Below are 21,644 nucleotides of genomic sequence, written 5' to 3' on the forward strand. Positions count from 1 at the left end.
AAACAAGTGACATTATTCACCCTTGGCAGGGATTGAAAACCAGGTTCCGCGTACCTGATGACGGTGCCATATCCACCCCAGCGCAACACCACGTAATGCCAGGAATACAGCCAAAGCCAGCCATAGCGCATGATTACCTAATAGTGGCAGTGTAAATAAAGTCAGCCCATAACCCGCTGCTGCCACCACCATGCTGTTGCGCATTTCAGCGCCACGGGTGGCACCAATAAACATACCATCCAGTAAATAACACCAGACTCCCACCACAGGCAGCACGACTTGCCAGAGAAGATAGTGACTGGCCAAGGTACGCAACAGCGGTAATGAGGTTAAAGCCGCGACAATATAAGGCCCAGTAAACAGATAAACCGTGGCAAAGCCCAGTGCCAGCATACCTGCCTGACGACAAGCGGCATACCATATCGCATGCAATTGACGGTCGTCCCTTGCGCCATAGGCGTAACCGGAATGGACCTCAACGGCATAAGCAAAGCCATCCAAAGCATAGGCGGTAAATGTTAACAAACTCATCAATATCGCATTGACGGCCACCACATCACTCCCCATGCGCGCCGCAAAAATCGTTAACGAAGAAAAACACAATTGCAGCAGGAGTGAGCGCAGCATGATATCGCGGTTAAGTGCCAACAAGCGACGTAAGTTACCGCGCCAGGCATGCCGCAACATCGCTAATGAGATGCCACGTGAACATAATACCCGCCAAGCAAGCCATAACCCCAACAGCAGTGTGGCATACTCCGCCAGCACCGTTGCCGTAGCAGCCCCCGAGACACCCCAACCCAAGCCGATCACCAGCACGATATCCAACACGATATTCAGCAGATTACCCGCTATCAGCATCACCACCGGCGCACGCACATATTGAACACCGAGCAACCAGCCGAGCAATACCATATTCGCCAGTGCTGCCGGGGCACTCAGCCAGCGGATCTCCAGAAACCGTCTAGCCTGTACTAATACCGCTTGATCACCACCGACAATATGTAATGCCAGCGAGATCAGTGGGCCACGGAGTAACACTATGGTTAAGCCAATCAACAGCGCTAACAGCAACGGCTGCATAAAAGTACGCGCCAAGCGCTGTGGATCCCCTGCCCCTAACGCCTGTGCCGTTAACCCGGTGGTACTCATGCGCAAGAATAACAACAACATAAACAGGAAATTGGTCGCCATTGCACCAACCGCTACCCCACCAAGATAGATTGCGCTATCAAGATGGCCGATAACCGCTGTATCCACCAAACCAAGCAGAGGAACCGTGATATTGGAAAAGATCATTGGCAATGCCAGACGCCACAGTATTTTGTCAGCAGGGCTGGTGAAGGTAGCGAGTAAACGCATTGCGATCTATTCCGACGGCAGAAGTAGAGTTGTTGACATGGACAGAATATCGCCCCGCTATTGAGGAGGCGATATACCTATTTGATTAGATAACATGACAAAAAAGAGGTGTCAGAGCCAGTCACCGTTGCGGATCACGCCCACCGCCAAGCCTTCAATCGTGAAATTCTGATGCTTCAAATCCACCACTATCGGCTGAAACTCACTGTTTTCTGGCAATAACTCAACAATATTACCCTGTTTCTTCAGGCGCTTTACTGTCACTTCATCTTCAATACGAGCCACCACCACTTGGCCGTTACGCACATCCTGAGTTTTATGCACCGCCAGCAGATCGCCATCCAGAATACCGATATCGCGCATAGACATCCCACTGACGCGCAACAGGAAATCCGCACTAGGGTGAAATAAGCCCGGGTCAACTTTATAGTGCCCTTCAATATGTTGCTGAGCCAACAAGGGTTCACCCGCCGCCACCCGGCCAACCAAGGGTAACCCTTCTTCCTCTTCCATCAGCAAGCGGATACCGCGAGAAGCCCCGGAAACCACTTCAATAACACCTTTGCGGGCCAGAGCTTTCAGGTGCTCTTCTGCCGCATTTGGTGAGCGAAACCCCAGGCGCATTGCGATCTCGGCACGTGTTGGTGGCATGCCCGTTTGTGAAATATGATCGCGAATCAGATCATAGACCTCTTGCTGTCTGGTAGTTAGTGCTTTCATTCCGCCCCCTGTTTGTTTATACAGTCATGCTGTGAGTATATACAGGTAAACCAGGATTGGGAATCAATTCATAAATAAAAATCAGGGATTAGCGAGATTGATCGCACCCCATGACATCGGTTTACTCGTCAGGCAAAGTGATCCCAGAGCACCGAGATCCAGACAAACAGCGCCAACAAAATCGTCAGAAAAACCGCGGCTGAAGCCATGTCTTTCGATCGCCCGGAAAGCTCATGATATTCAGTTCCCACCCGATCAACGATCGCTTCAATCGCACTGTTGATAATTTCAATAATCACCACCAGCACCAGGGAGCCGATCAATAAAATGCGCGCTATCGCCCCCACATCAAGCCATATCGCCAGTACGATAGCCACCACGGCCACTACCAGTTCCTGGCGGAAAGCAGCCTCATTGCGCCAGGCTGCAATTAATCCTTTATATGAATAGCCAACAGCTTTAATAATACGTGTCATGCCAGTAATTTGATTTGCCATGTTTCATCTCACAAGGTAGGTCATCGTTTCAATACCACAGACCTGTTACACGGTTTCTGGTATGCTTTCAGCGCAATTGCTAACAAGAGGCTTCAGGTCGTTATGTCAGGTTGGCGTAAAATTTATTATAACCTATTGAATTTACCACTTAAATTTTTGGTAAAAAGTAAAATTATCCCTTCAGACCCCATTTCGGAGTTAGGGTTGGATCCGTCTAGGCCGATTTTGTATGTTTTGCCTTATAATTCCAAGTCAGATTTACTCACCCTGCGTACCCAGTGTCTGGCGCAGGATCTGCCCGACCCCCTTGAGCCACTTGAAATCGATGGCTCCGTGTTGCCCAGCCATGTGTTTATCCATGAAGGGCCACGCGTCTTTCGCTACTACACACCGAAAGAAGAGTCGGTCAAACTGTTCCATGATTATCTGGATCTTCACCGCAGTAATCCAGACCTTGATATCCAAATGTTACCGGTGTCAGTGATGTTTGGTCGTTCCCCTGGGCGTGAAGGGCAGGGAGCCCCCCACCTGCGCCTGCTAAACGGTGTGCAAAAATTCTTCGCCATACTCTGGTTGGGCCGCGATAGCTTTGTCCGCTTCTCCAACACCGTTTCTTTACGCCGTATGGCAACCGAACATGGTACAGATAAAACCATTGCACAAAAACTGGCGCGCGTGGCGCGGATGCATTTCTCTCGCCAACTCCTGGCCGCCGTTGGGCCAAGTCTGCCTGTTCGTCAGGATCTGTTCAATAAGCTGCTGGCCTCCAAGGCCATTGAGAAAGCAGTAGAAGATGAAGCTCGCAGCAAGAAGATCTCTTACGAAAAAGCCCAACAGAACGCTATTTCCTTAATGGAAGAGATCGCGGCTAATTTCTCTTATGAAGCGGTACGTCTCTCTGATCGCGTCCTGAGTTGGACCTGGAACCGCCTCTATCAGGGTATTAATGTCACCAAGGCCGAACGAGTCAGGCAATTGGCACAAGATGGTCATGAGATAGTCTATGTCCCCTGCCACCGCAGCCATATGGATTACCTCTTGCTTTCCTATGTGCTCTACCACCAAGGGCTGGTTCCCCCGCATATCGCCGCAGGGATTAACCTCAATTTCTGGCCTGCCGGGCCGATTTTCCGCCGTTTGGGGGCATTCTTTATCCGTCGTACCTTTAAAGGTAACAAACTTTATTCTACGGTTTTCCGTGAATACCTTGGTGAACTATTCACCCGTGGCTATTCGGTAGAATATTTTGTTGAGGGTGGGCGTTCTCGTACTGGCCGGTTACTGGAGCCGAAAACCGGCACTTTATCCATGACAATTCAAGCCATGTTACGGGGGGGTACCCGCCCGATTACCCTGGTCCCGGTTTATATCGGTTATGAGCATGTGATGGAGGTGGGTACCTACGCCAAAGAACTGCGTGGTGCCACCAAAGAAAAAGAGGGCCTGCTGCAGATGCTTCGTGGGCTGCGTAAGTTACGCAATCTAGGCCAAGGGTATGTAAACTTTGGCGAACCGATTCCATTGACCTCCTATCTCAATCAACAGGCGCCTCAATGGCGTGAATCCATCGATCCGATAGAGTCGCAGCGCCCAGTCTGGCTGACGCCGGTGGTAAACGGTCTGGCTAGCGAAATTATGGTAAGGATCAACAATGCCGCTGCGGCCAACGCCATGAACCTGTGTTGCACAGCGTTACTGGCTTCTCGCCAACGTTCGTTAGCCCGTGAACAGTTGCTTGAACAGTTGGAGTGCTATCTGCAATTGATGCGTAACGCGCCTTATGCGCCCGATGCCACCGCCCCTGCTCAAACTCCTGAGCAACTGCTGGACCACGCTTTAAGCATGAGCAAGTTTGAAGTAGAGCAGGACAATATTGGCGACATTATTATTCTGCCGCGTGAGCAAGCGGTGCTGATGACCTACTACCGCAATAACATTCATCATATGTTAGTGCTGCCTTCCCTGATTGCCACTATTGTGATGCATCACCGTCAAGTATCGCGTGTTGAGCTGTTACGCCAGGTGAGTCTGATCTACCCGATGTTAAAGGCGGAACTGTTCCTGCGTTACGACAAAGATCAACTGTCAGAGGTACTGCAACCGCTGATTGATGAGTTGACGCGTCAGCAATTGATTTGTGATAAAGGCGAGGAGCTGGTACTCAACCCTGCTCGAATCCGTCCATTGCAACTGTTAGCTGCCGGTGTCCGTGAAACACTGCAACGTTATGCCATCACCATGTCACTCCTTAGCGCCAACCCGAGTATCAACCGGGGTGCGTTGGAAAAAGAGAGCCGCATTATGGCCCAGCGTCTATCGGTTCTGCACGGTATCAATGCGCCGGAGTTCTTCGATAAAGCCGTATTCTCCACGTTAGTGGCGACATTACGTGAAGAGGGCTATATCAATGATAGTGGCGATGCTATTCGTGAGCACACACTAGAGGTCTACACCATACTGAGCGATTTGATTACTCCAGAAATCAAGTTGACCATCGAAAGCGTCAGTATGCTAGAAGAGACCAACACGCTAATGGCACCAGAAGAGCAAGAAGCAGCGCTAAAAGAAGAGTAATCAGCGCAGAAAGGCATCCCATGGATGCCTTTCTGCCTGCATCAGGTGGGCAAATTTATTAAACCACGACACCGATATAATTGAACACAATTCCGATAAACAACACCAAACCAACATAATTGTTATTCATAAATGCCCGGAAGCACGCCTCGCGGTTACGGTTAGCTATCTGTTGTTGTTGATAAATAAATAGCACCCCGGCCAATAACAGCGACCAGTAAAACACCCCGCTCAACTGCATCAAATAACCGACCCACAGCATCAGTAACAGCGTGGCGAACTGCAACAGACCAATAATCAACTTGTCATGGCGACCAAACAGTATTGCCGTGGATTTGATACCTATTTTTAAATCATCATCCCGATCAACCATGGCATACAAGGTATCGTAAGCCACCGTCCAGCAAATATTGGCCAAAAACAGCAACCAGCAGACCAATGGCAACGCTTCGCTCACTGCCGCATAGGCCATCGGAATTGACCAGCCAAACGCCGCACCGAGCACCACTTGCGGTAAACTGGTCACCCGCTTCATAAATGGGTAAATCCAAGCCAAAGCCAACGCGGCCAGCGACAACCAGATGGTCATGGCATTGAGTGTCAGTACCAGCAAAAAAGAGACCAACACCAGGGAGACAAACAGAATTTTGGCCTCCTTTTCACTGACTCGCCCACTGGGCAGCGGACGCCCTGCGGTACGTTTCACATGGCCATCAAACGCACGATCCGCATAATCATTCACCACACAACCAGCAGCACGCATCAAAAAGACACCAGAGACAAAAACCAGCAATATCGGCCATTGAGGAACACCCTCCCCAGCCAGCCACAGCGCCCAAAGCGTAGGCCACAACAGTAATAACGCGCCGATAGGTTTATCGATGCGCATCAGATGGCAATAAGCCTGCCATTTGTTTTGAATCACACTCACTTCCAACACTCATCTCCCCTTATTATGCTGGTGCACCCTGTTCCACTGCATACAATGGTGATGCGGGTAAAAAAAGCTCCGTCAGCAGCAACGGTTTTCCCGCCAAACACAGACGGGAACGCCGAGCCCACAGGTCCTGATACTGCCCAATATGGATATAATCACGGGTCAGGTTAGGGCTGTTGAACAGATAACGCCCCAGTGGCAACGTCCCCAAATCAACCAAAGCCTGATCCGGCCCAGTCAGAGTCTCTTGCGGGATCAGCGTTCGGCCCAGCAGCCAGGGCTGGTTGTCACCCAACAATAGGATTTCACGTAACCAGTAACGCTCACTGCAGGGTAAATGTGTTTTCTCTTCCGCCAATTGGTCAGCAGTGACAAAACATTCACGCTGAGGTTCAACCTGCACACGCGTGCAGTGACGTTCAAAACGGCGTGTCATGGACCCTAACTCCATCAACCAGTCATCAACCGCGGCAGGTATTGAAGAGGACTCAGGCAGCCACTCAATCGCCGGCAAGATAGAGTCCCTTGTGCCAAACATGATTATACTCCATGCCAGAAACTACATTAGGTGGCAGCGCTTTAGATGATAAGTATCGCTAATATTCCCGTCGTTATTCAAGTGACAGGAATTCAGGCATAAGTTGCCATTGTAACGCAGAAATTTGAAATCAACAGGCCGATTCGCCTGAGGCACGGTATCACTTGCCTACTTTCAATGTGAGATATCACCAAGAGAGTGCCTCGTCGCAATGGCCTGTTGTCGGGGAGGTGAAAATCGGTAGGGGAAAAGGATGGCAGACACAGCAGCCTACCATCCCCCTGGCATTACATTGTTTGGGTGAAAGTACGCGAAATGGCATCCTGCTGCTGATCGCTGAGTGTTCGAACAATGGCAAAAAACCTATGGACAGATTGCACGTTAGTCACCGTTGAATAAATTTAAAATTATTATAAAATTCAGTAATATAAAAAATTAAGGCAGGGCTTTTAGCGTATCGTTCAGCGTGGTAATCTTCATAGATGTCGTGGTCTTGAGTGGCCTTTTTCCTCAGAAAAATCTGCGTCACAACCACAGCGAAATTTTATTTTTTATTACTATCAATGCATTAAAAAAAGATCTCACCAATAAGGAAAGAGCACAAATGCCAAAAATGAAAAGCCAAGAAGCTCTGGTGCGCAAGCGTAAGCGCTGGGTGGTGCTAGCGATTCTGGTGATAATCATTGCTGGCTGTTACCAGTGGTGGAGGCAAGGGACACTGCGATACGAAGAGTGGAGCCCCAACCAGCAGTATGTGGTGCGCAATTATAAAATCTTCGAGTTTATTCCGCGCTTCACCATGCCTGGCGATGGCGGGCATTACTCCGGCTACATGCGGGTTTATGACCGCAACGGCAAGCTGCTCTACGAAGAGTATTCCAACCTGCTCGACTTTGTCGAAGGTCCATTCTGGGCAAAAGAAGGCGTCTATTGGATAGGTAACAACAATCAGGACATCGTTCCCCTACCCACCTCACCGCTAGGTTGAAGCTTGCGAAGAACGTAGCATGCCTTTGGCGTGAGCCCAGCAGCTCTGACGCATTGGCTTCTGTGCAGCGGTGTCAGTTTGGCAATAGAGGGTAGATAGCAGGATCTGAGGGATTGTCAGTGGCACTTAATATAAGTCGAAAATGGCATCAATACGAACCCAACTGTTAATTACAGATGATGAACCGGATCTTGTGCCTGATGGAGTACACCGATAACTTCTATGCCGTATGACGTTTCACGATAGTGAAGCATATGACTTTCACAGGGGAAGCTCTTAATTCCTGGCCCCAGTTCCTCGCGAGCAAAACCCGGAGAAGGATGGCGGTCAAGCGTTTGCGTCAAGATAGCGCGAATAGACCGTGCATACAGGTCGGCAACTTCTTTTCCCCATTGATGCTGTGAATAGGCGCGGATTTTACGAAACTGAACCTTGGCGTCGGTGGTAAACCTGACCGTCATCCCTGTCCCTCCGCCTGATTCAGTTCATCGGTTGTCAGGTCACTGAATACGTCATCAATGTCGTGTAATTGGCCGTTCTCCGCTTGGGCGATAGAGTTGGCCAGGACAATTTTCAGGTTATTCAGCTTCAGTTTCTCAATCGCATTAAAGTCTTCATAGGACATCACCACCACCTTCGGGCGACCATTCTTGGTAATGCAGACCGGTTCGCGTAGGGCTTTGCTGATGACCTCCCCAAACTGTATCTTGGCTTCACTGGCGGTAAAACTGTGCATATATCACCCCGAATATTGACTTTAATGGTACGAATCATACCGATTTATACCCATATTAGACTATGCAGAGAAGGAGCACCAACGAACCCCCATTATCAGCGGGAAAATGTCAGCGGAAAATTGTCAGGGAAAAGCGCCGCAACAGGATGATAAGAAATCCGGGGAGTAATAACGAAAAAAGGTGTGCCAGGGCACACCAATCATCAAGCCAACATCGGCAGTGTCGGGTATTACCCCTTGCCTTTCACACTACTGATAAACGTTTTACGTGCTGTGGTTGAGCCTAATTTTTCGGCTTCATTCATCAGTTTCAGTGCCTTATCTATATCCCCTGCCTTAACTGCCTGTTTGATACCATTATTGAAATAGGCTTCGGTATCGCTAAGCACTGGCTCTGCGGGTGCTTTGGTTACCGGGGCCGATGTGGTGGCAGCCGTTGGGGTATTAGAACCCACAACCACGGGTGCAGGGGCGTTAGAACTGGTCACCGGCAGCCCGATCATGACGCTCCCCATATTTTGCTCAGAGCGGACCTTCAGATGCAGTTCTCCAGTGGTGCCATGTTGAGCAATTGGGTCTGGAATATCAGGCACCGCATTACCTACCCCCATGGCATAAGCCTTGGCTGGATCAAGAAGCTTTGTGGTGGCGGCTAAATCCTGACGAGTGGTGTATACCAACAGGTAAATTTGCTTCTGCCCCAAAGAAGGGGTCAACTTGATGGTACCCTCCAAGCGGTCGCCCGACATCACACCAGCACGTTCATACGGAAAATAACTGCTGGGATAAAAAGCCGCAGGGCGCATTTGCTCATCCAAGACCAAAACGCTAGGTGCAAAAACGCTGCGATCATTAACCAAACTACTCAGCGTAATCTCAAGAGAACCACGGTCAGCAGGCAATGTAAATGCAGCCACCGAACCTTGTATATCCCCTTGGTTAATCTGTGGGTTTGCAGCAGTAATCTTAAAAGTTTCACTCGCGGGCGGCACAATCGGATGCCAAGGTAACTTTTGCAAAGCATCTTGGGAAATAGCAGGAGCAACAGACACATCAGCCGATGCATTAAACACGGCAGCTTGTGTCACAACTGGAAAAGTAGAACTGAAAAACAGTGACAGATAAAAAGCGAGTATCTTCTTTTTCATTATTATGGCCCTTTCAAAAAAGAGACAAAGAAGCTGACAGGCAACTGGCAAGAATAGCCATATCAGCTAAACAGACTTAATGACACTGGAGACAGCCGCCCTTCAGGGCGGCTGTTTAACCGATTACCACCAGGCTTCGAATTGCGCACCAAAGGTGACTTCATTATCTGTGCCACGGCCGCCATCATAAGTGGCTACGCCCTTGTCATAGCCCCACTTCTCATTCCAGTTGGCATAGGTCGCAAATACGCGCAATGCGGGACGCGACCAAATGCTGTCACCGGCCTGCCACTGTTGGGCTAAGGTCAACTTATACTGACCATTGCGATCATCTGTTCTCTGCGACTTAACGTTGTCATAGCCCGCTTCAAACAAGGTACTCATGATTGGGGTCCATTTGTACATCGGACGTACACCGACGCTATACCATGTCGTGCCATTGTTGTTGTCCAGATTAATGTTCTGGTACATGGCCACATACATCATTTCCCAATCTTCACCCATCTTAACGGCACCATGGTTCAACACGCGCAGCATATGGCCGTCGTTATTGACATTGCCACCTTGGCTGTGGCCGGTATTCCATGAAGTCATCGAGTCTGTGGCGTATTGCACCACAAACTTGTTAAAGCCACCGAACATACTCTGTGTATGCTGAGCCGTTGTCATCACACCGTTCTTCGACGCGCCAGGTTGCAAGTAAACACCGTCTCGGGTGCTGGCATTACCATAGTCAAAACCAAGCTCCAAGGTACCGCCTGGGTTGGTCTCCAGCCCCGCCAAACGCACATCATAGACATCGTTATATACATCAGCCCGATTTTCCACTTGGCGCGAAGCGATGTTACCACTGTCATTGATATACCACTGCGTGGTGCTGTTACCAAAAGCGGCTGACCCACCCGCTTCAGTATTACGCGTCACCGCAAACGACAACTTACCAAAACCGAGATCAACATTTTCCAGACCTGCACCTGGGCCCGAAATATCCCAGTAGTAGAAGTCGATCATATGGACATCGTGGCGCTGATAAAAACGCTTACCGGCCCAAATGTTGGCGCCAGGCAGTGCGGCAATCAGGTTTTTGCCTTGGACATTGATCTCACGGAAAGCAGGGTTAGTGGCTTCCCAATCATTGGCTTGGTCAACGCTATAAGCGACGTTTGAATCCAGATAAAAACTCTTATCGCCGTCTTTCCACAATTCCTGACCCAGCTTTAATTCCGCATAGGTATCACATTCGTTACCAAGACGGTACTTACTTTGTGCACCAGTTGCCTGGAAACACTGTTGCGTACCACCACTACCGGTCCAACCGATACCAGAACGTGCGTAACCGTGGAAATCCACCGCCATCGCCTGAGTGGATAAAATTCCGGTGGCGACAGCCAGTGCCAGAGGAAGTTTGCGCAGAGTAGTCATTATTGTTCTCCTGTTATTATTGCCTGTCGGCATCTGTGTCCCATCCCCGTCGCCATTCAAACTGCTGCGGTATTAGCGGTTGTCGTTCACCCCAGTCACATCGTTAGTTATGCTGCCAGGGCTTCACTCCATTGCCGCCTACCTGCAATTTGAATGACCTTGATTACATCCCCGAGGCTAAACGCCCAGCTCTTGATACAGGCGTCGACACGCAGTGCCGTCTTCACGGAACAGATGGCAGCGATAAAGTGGCAACCCAATTGCAAATGTTGCCCCCTCCTCCACCAATACGACGTCATTCTGGCGGTACACCAGGTTCTGACGGATTTCTGGAATTTGAATATGAATCTGGGTTTCGTTACCCAACTGCTCGACAACCTGCACCTCGCCCATCAGGGTACAGGCAGATTCTGAGCTTGGTAACAGATGTTCAGGACGGATGCCTAATGACAGGTTGGCCCCTACTTCAACGCCTTCGGATTCAACGGGTATCCACACCTGTTGACGATTGGGCATCGGCAGTTCAACCTGCACGTTATTGTGTTCAACTGCAGTGACTTTCACTGGCAGGAAATTCATTTTCGGTGAGCCAATAAAGCCCGCAACAAAGCGGTTAGCCGGGTAGTGATACAGTTCTAGTGGTTTGCCAATCTGGGCCACACGCCCGGCATCCAGCACCACAATTTTGTCCGCCAGCGTCATGGCCTCTACCTGATCATGGGTGACATAAATCATGGTGCGCTCTAGGCGTTTATGCAGGCGGGAGATCTCAATGCGCATCTGTACGCGCAATGCGGCATCCAGGTTGGACAGCGGTTCATCCAGCAGGAACACATCGGGCTCTGCCACCAAGGTTCGGCCAATCGCCACCCGCTGACGTTGTCCGCCAGAAAGAGCCTTTGGACGACGCTCCAGTAAATGGGCTAATTGCAACACTTCGGAAACCTGATTAACCCGCTGCGTGATTTCCGCTTTCTTGGTCCCGGCCAACTTCAGGCCAAATGACATGTTATCCGCCACCGACAGATGGGGGTACAGCGCATAAGACTGAAACACCATGCCGATACCACGTTCGGCAGGGGGCACATCGTTCATGCGCTTTTCGCCGATAAACAAGTCTCCTGAGCTAATATCTTCAAGCCCGGCGATCATACGTAGCAAGGTCGATTTGCCACAGCCAGATGGCCCAACAAACACGACAAACTCACCGTCATTAATCGTCAAATTGACATCTTTGGAAATTACAGCCTCGCCAAAGGCTTTATAAACGCTGCGCAGTGTGACGCTAGCCATGCGTTACTCCCCTGCTTTCGCAGTACATTGATCCTGATGGGTAATAGATAAAGGCAGTACCGCCATCATGTCTTGTACATCACCAACAGCATCATCCCTTCCGGCACAGAAACTAGCCGCTGGGTGCCGGTACAACATGAGGTGGGTAACGATCTGCATTAACGACATAAATCCAGCTTCCTGCTGCACTAGACGGAAAAAATTAATGTTGCTGATAGTGAGCTAACAACAAGAAAGGGTAATCATCCGTAACAGAATTTTTCATGGGGGAGGAGATAGGAGGATGAGAAAAACACATTGTATAACTTAAGTGGACGACACCCGAACACTATGTGATCTGCGTAGCAAAAATCATCGCTACTTTTTGTGCTGGTCACCACAGAACCCGCGACTTTGCTAGCGGGATCACACTACGTAAGCCAAGGGCGTAGAAGGGGGGAGGATGAGGAGTTGTCGCATTGTGTCTCACTATAAGCACCAAACCGCTCTCCTTAATTGCACATTGCAATCGTATTGCTCACAAAAGGATTGGACTATGAACTCAACCATGACAACAACGTTACGTACACTGACCCTTTCGGCCTTAACCACTCTGGTGCTCTCCGCCTCTGCGTTTGCCAAGATCGAAGAAGGCAAACTGGTTATCTGGATCAACGGCGATAAAGGCTATAACGGCCTGGCCGAGGTAGGTAAAAAGTTTGAGAAAGATACCGGCATCAAAGTCACCATTGAGCACCCGGACAAACTGGAAGAGAAATTCCCGCAGGTTGCCGCAACTGGTGACGGTCCAGACATTATCTTCTGGGCTCATGACCGTTTTGGTGGCTATGCGCAGTCAGGTTTATTGGCTGAGGTACACCCGTCCAAAGATTTCCAAGACAAGATCTATCCATTCACTTGGGATGCAGTTCGTTTTAACGGCAAGCTGATTGGTTATCCCATTGCAGTTGAAGCGCTGTCGTTAATCTATAACAAAGACCTGGTCAAAGAAGCCCCGAAAACCTGGGAAGAGATCCCGGCCTTGGACAAAGAGCTACGCACCAAAGGCAAGAGCGCCATCATGTGGAATCTGCAAGAACCCTACTTCACTTGGCCAATTATCTCTGCCAATGGCGGCTATGCCTTCAAATTTGCCGATGGCAAATTCGATATTAAAGATGTGGGCGTCGCTAATGCTGGCTCACAGGCAGGTTTGCAGTTTATCGTCGATCTGGTGAAGAATAAGCACATTAACGCCGACACTGATTACTCCATCGCCGAAGCCGCCTTCAACAAAGGCCAGACCGCCATGACCATTAATGGACCTTGGGCCTGGAACAACATTGAGCAGAGTAAAATCAATTATGGCGTCACTCTGTTACCAAGCTTCCAAGGTAAGCCATCTAAGCCATTCACCGGTGTGCTGACCGCAGGTATTAACAGCGCTAGTCCAAACAAAGAGTTGGCTACCGAGTTTTTGGAAAACTATCTGTTGACCGATGAAGGTCTGGCTAATGTTAACAAAGACAAACCGCTGGGTGCTGTAGCACTGAAATCCTTCCAGGAGCAATTAGCAAAAGACCCAAGGATCGCAGCAACCATGCAGAACGCGCAAAACGGCGAAATCATGCCAAACATCCCACAGATGAGCACCTTCTGGTATGCGATGCGTAGCGCCGTTATCAACGCCATTACTGGGCGCCAGACAGTGAAAGCCGCACTGGAAGACGCTCGCACCCGTATCATCAAGTAAGACTCTGGCAGCCGCGGGCCATGGTGCCCGCCGTTGCCTTGCTGTGTGGGGTGCCAGCGGTGCCCCGTCGTTATCTAGTTATCTAGTCATCTCCCTGACAAGGAACGCCCTATGCAATTCGCTCACGCTGGCTCGCCCGCGCGAAAAAAATCGAAGTGGTGGCAGAGTGAAAGTCTGAAATGGCTATTTGTTGGCCTGTTCAGTCTACTGACCTGTTATCTGATTGTGTTGATGTATGCGCAGGGGGAATACCTATTCGCTATTCTGACGCTGGTATTGATCAGTTCTGGGCTCTATGTCTTTGCCAATCGCCGAGCCTATGCCTGGCGTTACGTCTATCCGGGTGTCGCTGGTATGGGGTTGTTCGTCCTATTCCCGCTCATCTGTACCATCGCCATCGCGTTTACCAACTACAGCAGTAGCAACCAGTTAACCTTTGAGCGTGCACAATCGGTATTGCTACAGCGCCAATTCCAAACCGGTAAAACCTTTGGTTTTGAGCTCTACCCTGCTGCTGATCAACAGTGGCGACTGCGCCTCACGGCACCTGACAGTGAACAGCGGCTGATTTCCGACCCCTTCACTCTCGGTGGCAATCAACCGCAAACGCTCAAGCTGACCGTAGAAAACGAGCAACCCGCAGGTGAGCGTGCGACATTACGCATTATTACCCAAAACCGCGAAACACTCAGCCAGATTGTCGCCTCTCTACCGGATGGTGGCGAATTACGCATGAGTTCGCTACGCCAGTTCTCGGCGACCAGCCCGCTGTATACCTTGGGCAAAGATGGCGAGACACTGACGGATAATCAAACCCAGATTCAATATCGACCTAACTCGGAAATTGGCTTCTATCAGGCCATCGACGCCGATGGGCAGTGGGCCAGTGCCACCCTCAGCCCTGGTTATACCGTCACCATCGGTTGGAAAAATTTCCTACGCGTTCTCAACGATGAAGGGATCCAGAAACCGTTTGTCTCGATCTTTGTCTGGACCATTATTTTCTCGGTAATGACGGTCATCTTTACCGTTGCTGTTGGCATGGTGTTAGCCTGCGTGGTGCAGTGGGAAGCGCTGAAAGGCAAAGCTGCCTATCGAGTATTACTGATCCTGCCCTATGCGGTACCCTCATTTATTTCTATTTTGATTTTTAAGGGGTTGTTTAACCAGAGCTTCGGTGAAATCAACTTGATGCTCAATGCACTGTTTGGCATCAAACCTTCCTGGTTTACCGATCCCTTTACCGCTAAAAGCATGATTCTGATCGTCAATACCTGGCTGGGTTACCCCTATATGATGATCTTATGTATGGGGTTATTAAAAGCGATCCCCGATGACCTCTACGAGGCCTCGGCGATGGATGGTGCCACTCCCATGCAGAACTTTTTCCGCATCACCCTGCCATTGTTGATCAAGCCATTGACACCACTGATGATTGCTAGTTTTGCCTTCAACTTTAATAACTTTGTACTGATACAACTGTTGACTCGTGGCGGGCCAGATATGATCGGCACCACAACACCTGCTGGTTATACCGACCTGCTGGTAAGTTACACCTACCGTATCGCATTTGAAGGGGGAGGAGGACAGGACTTCGGTCTGGCGGCAGCCATCGCCACACTGATCTTCCTGTTAGTGGGTGCTCTGGCGCTGCTGAACTTGAAAGCCAGCAAAATGAACTTTGACTAAGGGAGAATAATCATGGCCATGGTACAACCCAAATCCCAGCGTGTACGCCTGTGGATCACCCATCTTCTGATGTTAAGTTTTATTGCTTTGATCATGTTCCCGTTGCTGATGGTGATAGCGATATCACTACGCTCTGGTAACTATGCAACGGGCAGCCTGATCCCGGATCAAATCTCTTGGGATCACTGGCGGCTGGCATTGGGCATGAGTGTCACCCAGGCCGATGGCAGCGTCACCCCACCGCCGTTCCCGGTGCTGCTGTGGCTATGGAACTCGGTGAAAATCGCCGTCATTACCGCCATAGGTATTGTGTCGCTCTCGACAACCTGCGCCTATGCCTTTGCTCGTATGCGTTTTCGCGGTAAGAGTACGCTGCTAAAAAGTATGCTCATTTTTCAGATGTTCCCGGCAGTTCTGTCGCTGGTGGCGTTATATGCTCTGTTTGATCGCTTGGGGCAATATCTGCCTTTTATCGGCCTCAATACCCATGGCGGGGTGATTTTTGCTTATATGGGGGGTATTGCACTCCACGTTTGGACCATTAAAGGCTACTTCGAAACCATTGATGGTTCATTGGAAGAGGCTGCCTCATTGGATGGCGCCACACCGTGGCAAGCGTTTCGCTTAGTGTTGCTACCGCTTTCGGTGCCGATTCTGGCGGTGGTGTTTATTCTGTCGTTTATCGCGGCGATAACTGAAGTGCCGGTTGCCTCGTTACTGTTGCGTGATGTGGACAGTTACACCCTGGCGGTAGGTATGCAGCAATATCTGAACCCACAAAACTACCTGTGGGGCGACTTCGCGGCGGCGGCGGTGTTATCAGCCATTCCTATTACTGCGGTATTCCTGTTAGCTCAGCGCTGGTTGGTGGGTGGCCTGACGGCTGGAGGGGTGAAAGGGTAATAACTGACGGGCTTGGCTAAGCCAAGCCTGATAGTTATTGTGTTTTGTGTCTACTGTAATTCGTTTGTTGTACTTTGCGGTTATACCAAAAGTAATTCGATTTGCTTGTAGCTTGTGGGTGGCAAAGACGAAAGTCCTCAGTCACATCATCTTTTATGTGACTGGTACGAGCGGATGTAGCCAGCAGCTAAGCAATTTGAAGTATGGCGGGTATATCTGATCCATACCTGTGTCTTGGGCGGCCAGCGCTGGGCCGCCATTTTTATGTTAACCATTTCAAACTGAACTCCCCCCAATAATTCAAGTTGCCTAAAACACTTGTTGAGGCTGAAATACCCGAGTATGCACACTCATCCTCATCGCATTGTACCCAAGCTCAATGAAGTTGCAGGACCACGCCTATTATTAGGGAAAGCGTATTGCACTGTTCCCCCACCTCTCTGCCTCCTTACCAAGGGAGGAGCTAAAGTGTGTGCTGAGCATAGACAGGGGTTATCTGATGCCTTTAAAGGGTCACGGGTAAATGCTCAAGTTCATTAGTGACAAGCATAGAGATTGGGGGATTAAACAATCCCCCAGTTTGGCAAGTAAACCGTAGTTAGCGGAAGCGAACATCCCGATCGGATGTCAGACCATACAATGAATATTTCCGATTCAACATCTGCCCACCATCGCGAGTAAGCGGAGTCCACCCAACCTTTGCACGGTTGCGGGAAGGTGATGTCGTCATCAACTCCAACGGAACAGAAATGTAGAAGCCCTTGGTAAATGAACCTTCACCATATTCTTCCCGTGTGGCGTCAGTGAACGTTGCATAAACGCCAGCCACAATACCGCTATCAAAACGTTTAGCCAGATCGAGGGTGACACCTTTATCTTTCGCCAGATACTGGCCCACACTCACCGACACCAATACATCATCTGCAAAAGGAGGTTTCCAGTAACCGGTGACATGCCCAGTAACAACATCATAATCAGTGAAACTCATCATATCGTCCCAATCACGCTGTTTCACCCAGTTGGCATTAACCCCTACGGCCCAATCCGTATCAAGTGGACGATATAATATTTCCGCACCGACACCGCCGAACATACTTTCCAAATAGCCGCCATAAACCTGACCATAGACCCCCTCCCCAAAGAATTGGAAATAATTGGCTTGGAGATCGTTAAGGTACACATCGTTTTGAACGTACTCGCGAATATGAGTACGAACTCGCGGTAGTAGGGAATCAGAAGGCGGTTCCGTGTAGTTGAATCTGCCGTAGTTGTTCGCCAAGTTAGCAAACACGCTGCCACTGGTTAATAGATGGTCTGTCGCCCACCAACTGGCACTACCCGTCACCCCAATCTGGTACAGATAGAATGATTCTGCACCGCCTATCGATTGAGTTAACGTCGGAGAAAGACCAAAACTTAGCCTTTCGTCATCAATACGATAGCCTTGCTCAGTATTTTCCGGTACTAACGGCTCAATACGTTTTTGTTGCAAGGTTTGTTCGTACCCCAGTGGATAACCTTCCAACTGTGCACGTAAACTGTTCACATCTGTCTTAGTTGTTACTTGGGGTAAATTATACCGGGTCTCAGTCACCGCCAGCGTATCAACACCTTCTGGCAGGTGATTCATCAGAATAATATTGGCGCGCTCAACCCCATCTTCGCTGTAACGATATTTGGACTGCGTCCCTGTCATATACAGCGTATGGTCTTTTAACTGAATATTCGGTGATGAAAAACCGGCATTATCTTCAAGTTCAGTTAACTGGTTCGACACCACATCCAGTTGCAACTCCCTGCCTTGAGGTTGAGGTTGATAGTCTGGTTTTGGCTGATCAAGGTGCGTAGGTTTTAATTCATTAAAGTTAGTACGTAAGGTAAACCCAGCCATAAAGGTATTACCACGTTCGTAACTGATATTCACATCAGCCCAGTCTGTAATGCGATAAACTGCGCCAAAATTGAATTTACTGTCCTGTCTGAGCCTACCGGCAAAATCGCCCTGATAATCGTTGCCTTCATATTCCAACTTTAGGCGCAGTGGTTGCCAAGGGGTTTGATATTCCACACCGCCAAAAATCGCAGCAGGCCCGCGGAAAGACTCACCGAGGTCGACTGTTCCCCCATTCGTCGTATGCACATCGTTACGCGTACAAAAACGGTCGCTAGCATCACAGAAGGGATTACGGACATTACCACTGTTACCCAAATAGCCCCATCCCATACCCAAAGTAAAATCCAGCGGTCCCCAGCCTTTACTACCTACTAGGTATTCACCATCAAACAACCCGGTGCCCCCAATATCACGTACGCCAACAGCCACCTCGGGTAACCAATATCCCTCTTCCCATAAACGTAATTTCACATCAAAAGACTTGTCTTTATAGGTTTGGTCGCCACTGAACGAAGGATCATTACTGTATTTGCGTGTACGTACATCGGTGTAACGAAGGGTGGTTTCTAACCAAGGCATCGGTTGAATGGAAATCGAATAAAAGCGGTATTGGTCATTATCACGGTAGTTAAAACTGAATTCCCCCTCTTTTGCCATGCGCGCAGTTGGGGTTTGCAACAAACCAGCACCACCGAAATCCGTCTGAGAGGGCCCCAAAGGGGCTGGATATGAAGCCGCCTGACACACGTTCGTGACAGAGAGCGCAACCAAGCTAAGTAAGTAACGTTTTTTCATCAGTCTGGGATCCGGTGCGTCAATAACGAAATGACTTGTTCGTTGATGTCTGTAAAATCGTCAGGCAATGCGGAAACAGCAATCCCTAAAAATAACAGACTGCCTGGCGTCAATTCATGATGTCGCTGGTTCCAGTACGCAATGGGGACAGACTGCACCTCACCCTGAGGAGTGATAATCCAGGCGATATTACGTTCAGCGCCGTCAAGAAGCTGAAAACCTGCCAAATACTCACTGACATCCTTTCCTGGTAAAAAATCACGTTTACCATGCGGAGCCAATGCGCCGAATAACCTTACTTTGTGTGGCTCTGCGACAATGTAAAGCTGATAGTCTCCCGACAAGCGGCGATCAAACTCTGGATTAAGCCGAATCACATCAGGATCGAGTGGAACCAACTGGCGGCCAACAACACTAAGCTCAGCAAGTTGTGAACGCACACTGTCCACTGTTGCCGCTAAGGAAGTATCATTCCTCTGCCGCAGAACTGAGCTCAGAGCCGCCAAACGAGCCAACAGTTGTTGTTGTTTTTGTTGTTGCCGTTGAGTCGCATTTTGTTCTGCGATCACTGCTCCTGGCCACCAAATGTTACCTTTCAGTGCTGGGTTATCGACCACCAAGCCATCTAGCGTGAGCACATTTTTGAGAATCACAGACTCCTTGTCAGGATAAAAAATGGTTATCCGACTTTCTGCATAAGCAGAGTTCAACAAGAGGATCATAATCCCCAAAAGCAGATTAAATTTTTTCATCATGCCTCTGCTTCAGTATTGTAATTTCAATCGGGAAATAATCCGCACCCATAAACTGCTCTGATTTCACAACCATGCCCGTTTGCGGATCCAGCCAAAAACGGTTCACCCAACTTTTCCCCAAATCATCAATACGTACCGTTTCTTCAATGAAATGGTAATGCTGGCGCTTACCGCCAATGACAAGAGGTTTATCTTCTAATCGATGAAATATGGACTCAGCATGACCAGAACGAACCTGATTTTCTTCAGTCCAAGTGAGCAGATATGACCAGCGAGCACCATCCACCAATCGCTGTGGGTCAGCCAAAGGGTCCAGATCCAAATTTGACACGCTGAGTAAATTATCCTTCCACCCTAGCGTTTTCACCACCCGCCCGTGCCTTAACACCATCAGTGTACGATCCTGACTCACCCATTTCTCTTCACCGTTTTCGAACGCTCCTAGTACCATCACAATCTGGAGTTCATTATCAATACGGACATAAGCACTGGGGGTGGTGAGGTTTTGAATTTCTTGGTCAGTTAATTCAACATCTGACGACTCAAACAATAAATGATAAATAGTATCATTAACGTCTTTTTGAGCTGACGAACAGCCCTGAAGGGATAGGAATAGGGGTATGATTAAAAAAGATAAATAGCGCAATTGAGCAATCTCAGCACGTAGATAAAAAAAGAATAACCGCACTATTCCACTGGTACCCGAAGCACCGGCAGATATATTGACTGATTTTAGGGGCTGCTCTTTAAAAAAGTACCATCAGAAAAATTGAAATCACTCTCTGAAGATTACTCCAAGCAAACCATGATATTAACCAACCCCTGGGACTCAACTGACTATCTGCCACAACAGGCACTGTGGCGATAGGCGGTTATTCTTTTACGATTTATTGAGTTCTGGTAGTAGTAGAAGTAGACGAACCCTCATTGTCATCATCGTCATGCAATGCAACTAGCTCAGCTGCTACCACGACGGCAACCACACCGGTCCCAACAGCAACCGCCTTACCCTTTGCCCCGAGGATAATAAAAGGAGCCCCCCAAGAATTAGAAGCCCCGAGCAAAGTAAGTGCGACTAATGCCGAACAGAAAATCTTTTTCATAAATAACCTCTTATAGTAAGTAATAAATCAAGTGATTAAACAACACTTTCTTAAACTTACAGTATCCCTTAGAACTTGTAACAATCATGACGAAGTAAAAACTCATCAATGAATCGCACAATTAATATCCTACAGCTTAAAAGGAAAAGCGTATAGCTGATAGACGCAAGTTTTCTATAGAAAAATAGACAATAAAATCAAATATCGCCAGGAAATCAAGAAAAAAGTAGAGTAATTGAGAATATTTTTTCTACCAAGATAGGGCTAATAAGCATAGGCACCCACACGGATTGGTCAAAAAACAGGCTAAAAATCCAGGTTAGCTCTTTGAGCTCATCCGCCGTGTAGGTGCTCATCACCTCCTGCATTTGCATAAACAGGTATAACCCAGCCAGCCGCGCCTTTGGCAGCTCGGCCGTCGTGTGCGCTTCCGATTTTCGTTGCTGAGCAAGCTGCGCTTCACCGACAAACAGAAACCCCTGCTTCCCCCTGATTGACACTAGGCCAATCAACCTCGTGGCCAGGCCGCGCGCGACTTGCCCCCCCCTTTTATGCTGT

Annotated in this window: 21 protein-coding genes; 5 read left to right on the plus strand and 16 right to left on the minus strand. The window is 49.1% G+C overall.

The window, feature by feature from the left end; genetic code table 11:
- Positions 1-12 precede the first annotated feature (12 nt).
- The 3 genes from dinF to IO95_RS05645 all read right to left on the minus strand — a co-directional run bounded on the left by dinF (position 13) and on the right by IO95_RS05645 (position 2,579).
- On the minus strand, positions 13-1,362 hold the full coding sequence (gene dinF / locus IO95_RS05635) for an MATE family efflux transporter DinF (protein ID WP_023490522.1): 1,350 nt from the start codon (positions 1,360-1,362) through the stop codon (positions 13-15).
- Positions 1,363-1,473: 111 nt separating this feature from the next.
- Positions 1,474-2,082 (minus strand): transcriptional repressor LexA, encoded by a 609-nt coding sequence (lexA, locus tag IO95_RS05640; protein ID WP_023490521.1) that lies wholly within the window; start codon positions 2,080-2,082, stop codon positions 1,474-1,476.
- 128 nt (positions 2,083-2,210) lie between these two features.
- Entirely contained in the window at positions 2,211-2,579 is a 369-nt protein-coding gene (locus IO95_RS05645; RefSeq protein WP_023490520.1) for a diacylglycerol kinase, read from the minus strand.
- Positions 2,580-2,681: 102 nt separating this feature from the next.
- Between IO95_RS05645 and plsB the strand changes: the two genes are divergently transcribed.
- Complete coding sequence (plsB, locus tag IO95_RS05650) at positions 2,682-5,153, plus strand: glycerol-3-phosphate 1-O-acyltransferase PlsB (RefSeq protein ID WP_023490519.1); 2,472 nt, start codon at positions 2,682-2,684, stop codon at positions 5,151-5,153.
- 58 nt (positions 5,154-5,211) lie between these two features.
- On the opposite strand, the gene ubiA is transcribed toward plsB, so the two are convergent.
- Both ubiA and ubiC read right to left on the minus strand, forming a co-directional pair.
- Positions 5,212-6,090, minus strand: a complete 879-nt coding sequence (gene ubiA / locus IO95_RS05655) for a 4-hydroxybenzoate octaprenyltransferase (RefSeq protein ID WP_023490518.1) — start codon at positions 6,088-6,090, stop codon at positions 5,212-5,214.
- A 16-nt stretch (positions 6,091-6,106) separates the two neighbouring features.
- Positions 6,107-6,628: a chorismate lyase gene (gene ubiC / locus IO95_RS05660; RefSeq protein ID WP_023490517.1), complete on the minus strand. Its 522-nt coding sequence runs from the start codon at positions 6,626-6,628 to the stop codon at positions 6,107-6,109.
- A 604-nt stretch (positions 6,629-7,232) separates the two neighbouring features.
- On the opposite strand from ubiC, the gene IO95_RS05665 reads away from it, so the two are divergent.
- The gene (locus IO95_RS05665) at positions 7,233-7,616 is read left to right on the plus strand and encodes a hypothetical protein (RefSeq protein WP_023490516.1); all 384 of its coding nucleotides are present in this window, start codon (positions 7,233-7,235) and stop codon (positions 7,614-7,616) included.
- 170 nt (positions 7,617-7,786) lie between these two features.
- Here IO95_RS05665 and IO95_RS05670 read toward each other — a convergent pair whose 3' ends face one another.
- From IO95_RS05670 to IO95_RS25515, 6 genes are all read right to left on the minus strand, one after another.
- Positions 7,787-8,077: a type II toxin-antitoxin system RelE/ParE family toxin gene (locus tag IO95_RS05670; RefSeq protein WP_023490515.1), complete on the minus strand. Its 291-nt coding sequence runs from the start codon at positions 8,075-8,077 to the stop codon at positions 7,787-7,789.
- The gene (locus IO95_RS05675; protein WP_023490514.1) at positions 8,074-8,352 is read right to left on the minus strand and encodes a type II toxin-antitoxin system Phd/YefM family antitoxin; all 279 of its coding nucleotides are present in this window, start codon (positions 8,350-8,352) and stop codon (positions 8,074-8,076) included. Before IO95_RS05675 ends, IO95_RS05670 begins: the two co-directional genes overlap by 4 nt.
- Before the next feature lie 230 nt (positions 8,353-8,582).
- A complete protein-coding gene (gene malM, locus IO95_RS05680) occupies positions 8,583-9,500 on the minus strand; it encodes a maltose operon protein MalM (RefSeq protein WP_023490513.1) in 918 nt (305 codons plus the stop codon).
- A gap of 123 nt (positions 9,501-9,623) precedes the next feature.
- The gene (locus IO95_RS05685) at positions 9,624-10,955 is read right to left on the minus strand and encodes a maltoporin (protein WP_369794333.1); all 1,332 of its coding nucleotides are present in this window, start codon (positions 10,953-10,955) and stop codon (positions 9,624-9,626) included.
- A 144-nt stretch (positions 10,956-11,099) separates the two neighbouring features.
- The gene (malK, locus tag IO95_RS05690; protein WP_023490244.1) at positions 11,100-12,215 is read right to left on the minus strand and encodes a maltose/maltodextrin ABC transporter ATP-binding protein MalK; all 1,116 of its coding nucleotides are present in this window, start codon (positions 12,213-12,215) and stop codon (positions 11,100-11,102) included.
- Positions 12,216-12,218: 3 nt separating this feature from the next.
- A complete protein-coding gene (locus IO95_RS25515; protein WP_023490243.1) occupies positions 12,219-12,383 on the minus strand; it encodes a hypothetical protein in 165 nt (54 codons plus the stop codon).
- 367 nt (positions 12,384-12,750) lie between these two features.
- On the opposite strand from IO95_RS25515, the gene malE reads away from it, so the two are divergent.
- From malE to malG, 3 genes are all read left to right on the plus strand, one after another.
- Positions 12,751-13,947: a maltose/maltodextrin ABC transporter substrate-binding protein MalE gene (gene malE / locus IO95_RS05695; protein WP_023491086.1), complete on the plus strand. Its 1,197-nt coding sequence runs from the start codon at positions 12,751-12,753 to the stop codon at positions 13,945-13,947.
- A 111-nt stretch (positions 13,948-14,058) separates the two neighbouring features.
- Complete coding sequence (gene malF, locus IO95_RS05700) at positions 14,059-15,636, plus strand: maltose ABC transporter permease MalF (RefSeq protein WP_037384207.1); 1,578 nt, start codon at positions 14,059-14,061, stop codon at positions 15,634-15,636.
- A 12-nt stretch (positions 15,637-15,648) separates the two neighbouring features.
- Complete coding sequence (gene malG / locus IO95_RS05705; protein WP_023491084.1) at positions 15,649-16,539, plus strand: maltose ABC transporter permease MalG; 891 nt, start codon at positions 15,649-15,651, stop codon at positions 16,537-16,539.
- A 598-nt stretch (positions 16,540-17,137) separates the two neighbouring features.
- Here malG and IO95_RS05710 read toward each other — a convergent pair.
- From IO95_RS05710 to IO95_RS25520, 5 genes are all read right to left on the minus strand, one after another.
- The gene (locus IO95_RS05710; RefSeq protein ID WP_023491083.1) at positions 17,138-19,228 is read right to left on the minus strand and encodes a YjbH domain-containing protein; all 2,091 of its coding nucleotides are present in this window, start codon (positions 19,226-19,228) and stop codon (positions 17,138-17,140) included.
- Entirely contained in the window at positions 19,228-19,983 is a 756-nt protein-coding gene (locus tag IO95_RS05715) for a capsule biosynthesis GfcC D2 domain-containing protein (RefSeq protein WP_051791115.1), read from the minus strand. Before IO95_RS05715 ends, IO95_RS05710 begins: the two co-directional genes overlap by 1 nt.
- Positions 19,967-20,671 carry a YjbF family lipoprotein gene (locus IO95_RS05720; RefSeq protein ID WP_051791117.1) on the minus strand — a complete coding sequence of 235 codons (705 nt, stop codon included), beginning with the start codon at positions 20,669-20,671 and terminating at the stop codon, positions 19,967-19,969. Before IO95_RS05720 ends, IO95_RS05715 begins: the two co-directional genes overlap by 17 nt.
- A gap of 199 nt (positions 20,672-20,870) precedes the next feature.
- Complete coding sequence (locus tag IO95_RS05725; protein WP_023490215.1) at positions 20,871-21,086, minus strand: hypothetical protein; 216 nt, start codon at positions 21,084-21,086, stop codon at positions 20,871-20,873.
- 215 nt (positions 21,087-21,301) lie between these two features.
- Positions 21,302-21,586, minus strand: a complete 285-nt coding sequence (locus IO95_RS25520) for a hypothetical protein (RefSeq protein WP_023490214.1) — start codon at positions 21,584-21,586, stop codon at positions 21,302-21,304.
- Positions 21,587-21,644 lie beyond the last annotated feature (58 nt).

It is taken from the genome of Serratia sp. DD3 (assembly GCF_000496755.2).

Coding starts and splice junctions, on each gene's coding strand:
- dinF (WP_023490522.1), bottom strand. CDS start 1,362: ATGCGTTTACTCGCTACCTTCACCAGCCCTGCTGACAAAATACTGTGG.
- lexA (WP_023490521.1), bottom strand. CDS start 2,082: ATGAAAGCACTAACTACCAGACAGCAAGAGGTCTATGATCTGATTCGC.
- IO95_RS05645 (WP_023490520.1), bottom strand. CDS start 2,579: ATGGCAAATCAAATTACTGGCATGACACGTATTATTAAAGCTGTTGGC.
- plsB (WP_023490519.1), top strand. CDS start 2,682: ATGTCAGGTTGGCGTAAAATTTATTATAACCTATTGAATTTACCACTT.
- ubiC (WP_023490517.1), bottom strand. CDS start 6,628: ATGTTTGGCACAAGGGACTCTATCTTGCCGGCGATTGAGTGGCTGCCT.
- IO95_RS05665 (WP_023490516.1), top strand. CDS start 7,233: ATGCCAAAAATGAAAAGCCAAGAAGCTCTGGTGCGCAAGCGTAAGCGC.
- IO95_RS05670 (WP_023490515.1), bottom strand. CDS start 8,077: ATGACGGTCAGGTTTACCACCGACGCCAAGGTTCAGTTTCGTAAAATC.
- IO95_RS05675 (WP_023490514.1), bottom strand. CDS start 8,352: ATGCACAGTTTTACCGCCAGTGAAGCCAAGATACAGTTTGGGGAGGTC.
- malM (WP_023490513.1), bottom strand. CDS start 9,500: ATGAAAAAGAAGATACTCGCTTTTTATCTGTCACTGTTTTTCAGTTCT.
- IO95_RS05685 (WP_369794333.1), bottom strand. CDS start 10,955: ATGCCGACAGGCAATAATAACAGGAGAACAATAATGACTACTCTGCGC.
- malK (WP_023490244.1), bottom strand. CDS start 12,215: ATGGCTAGCGTCACACTGCGCAGCGTTTATAAAGCCTTTGGCGAGGCT.
- IO95_RS25515 (WP_023490243.1), bottom strand. CDS start 12,383: ATGTCGTTAATGCAGATCGTTACCCACCTCATGTTGTACCGGCACCCA.
- malE (WP_023491086.1), top strand. CDS start 12,751: ATGAACTCAACCATGACAACAACGTTACGTACACTGACCCTTTCGGCC.
- malF (WP_037384207.1), top strand. CDS start 14,059: ATGCAATTCGCTCACGCTGGCTCGCCCGCGCGAAAAAAATCGAAGTGG.
- malG (WP_023491084.1), top strand. CDS start 15,649: ATGGCCATGGTACAACCCAAATCCCAGCGTGTACGCCTGTGGATCACC.
- IO95_RS05710 (WP_023491083.1), bottom strand. CDS start 19,228: ATGAAAAAACGTTACTTACTTAGCTTGGTTGCGCTCTCTGTCACGAAC.
- IO95_RS05715 (WP_051791115.1), bottom strand. CDS start 19,983: ATGATGAAAAAATTTAATCTGCTTTTGGGGATTATGATCCTCTTGTTG.
- IO95_RS05725 (WP_023490215.1), bottom strand. CDS start 21,086: ATGAAAAAGATTTTCTGTTCGGCATTAGTCGCACTTACTTTGCTCGGG.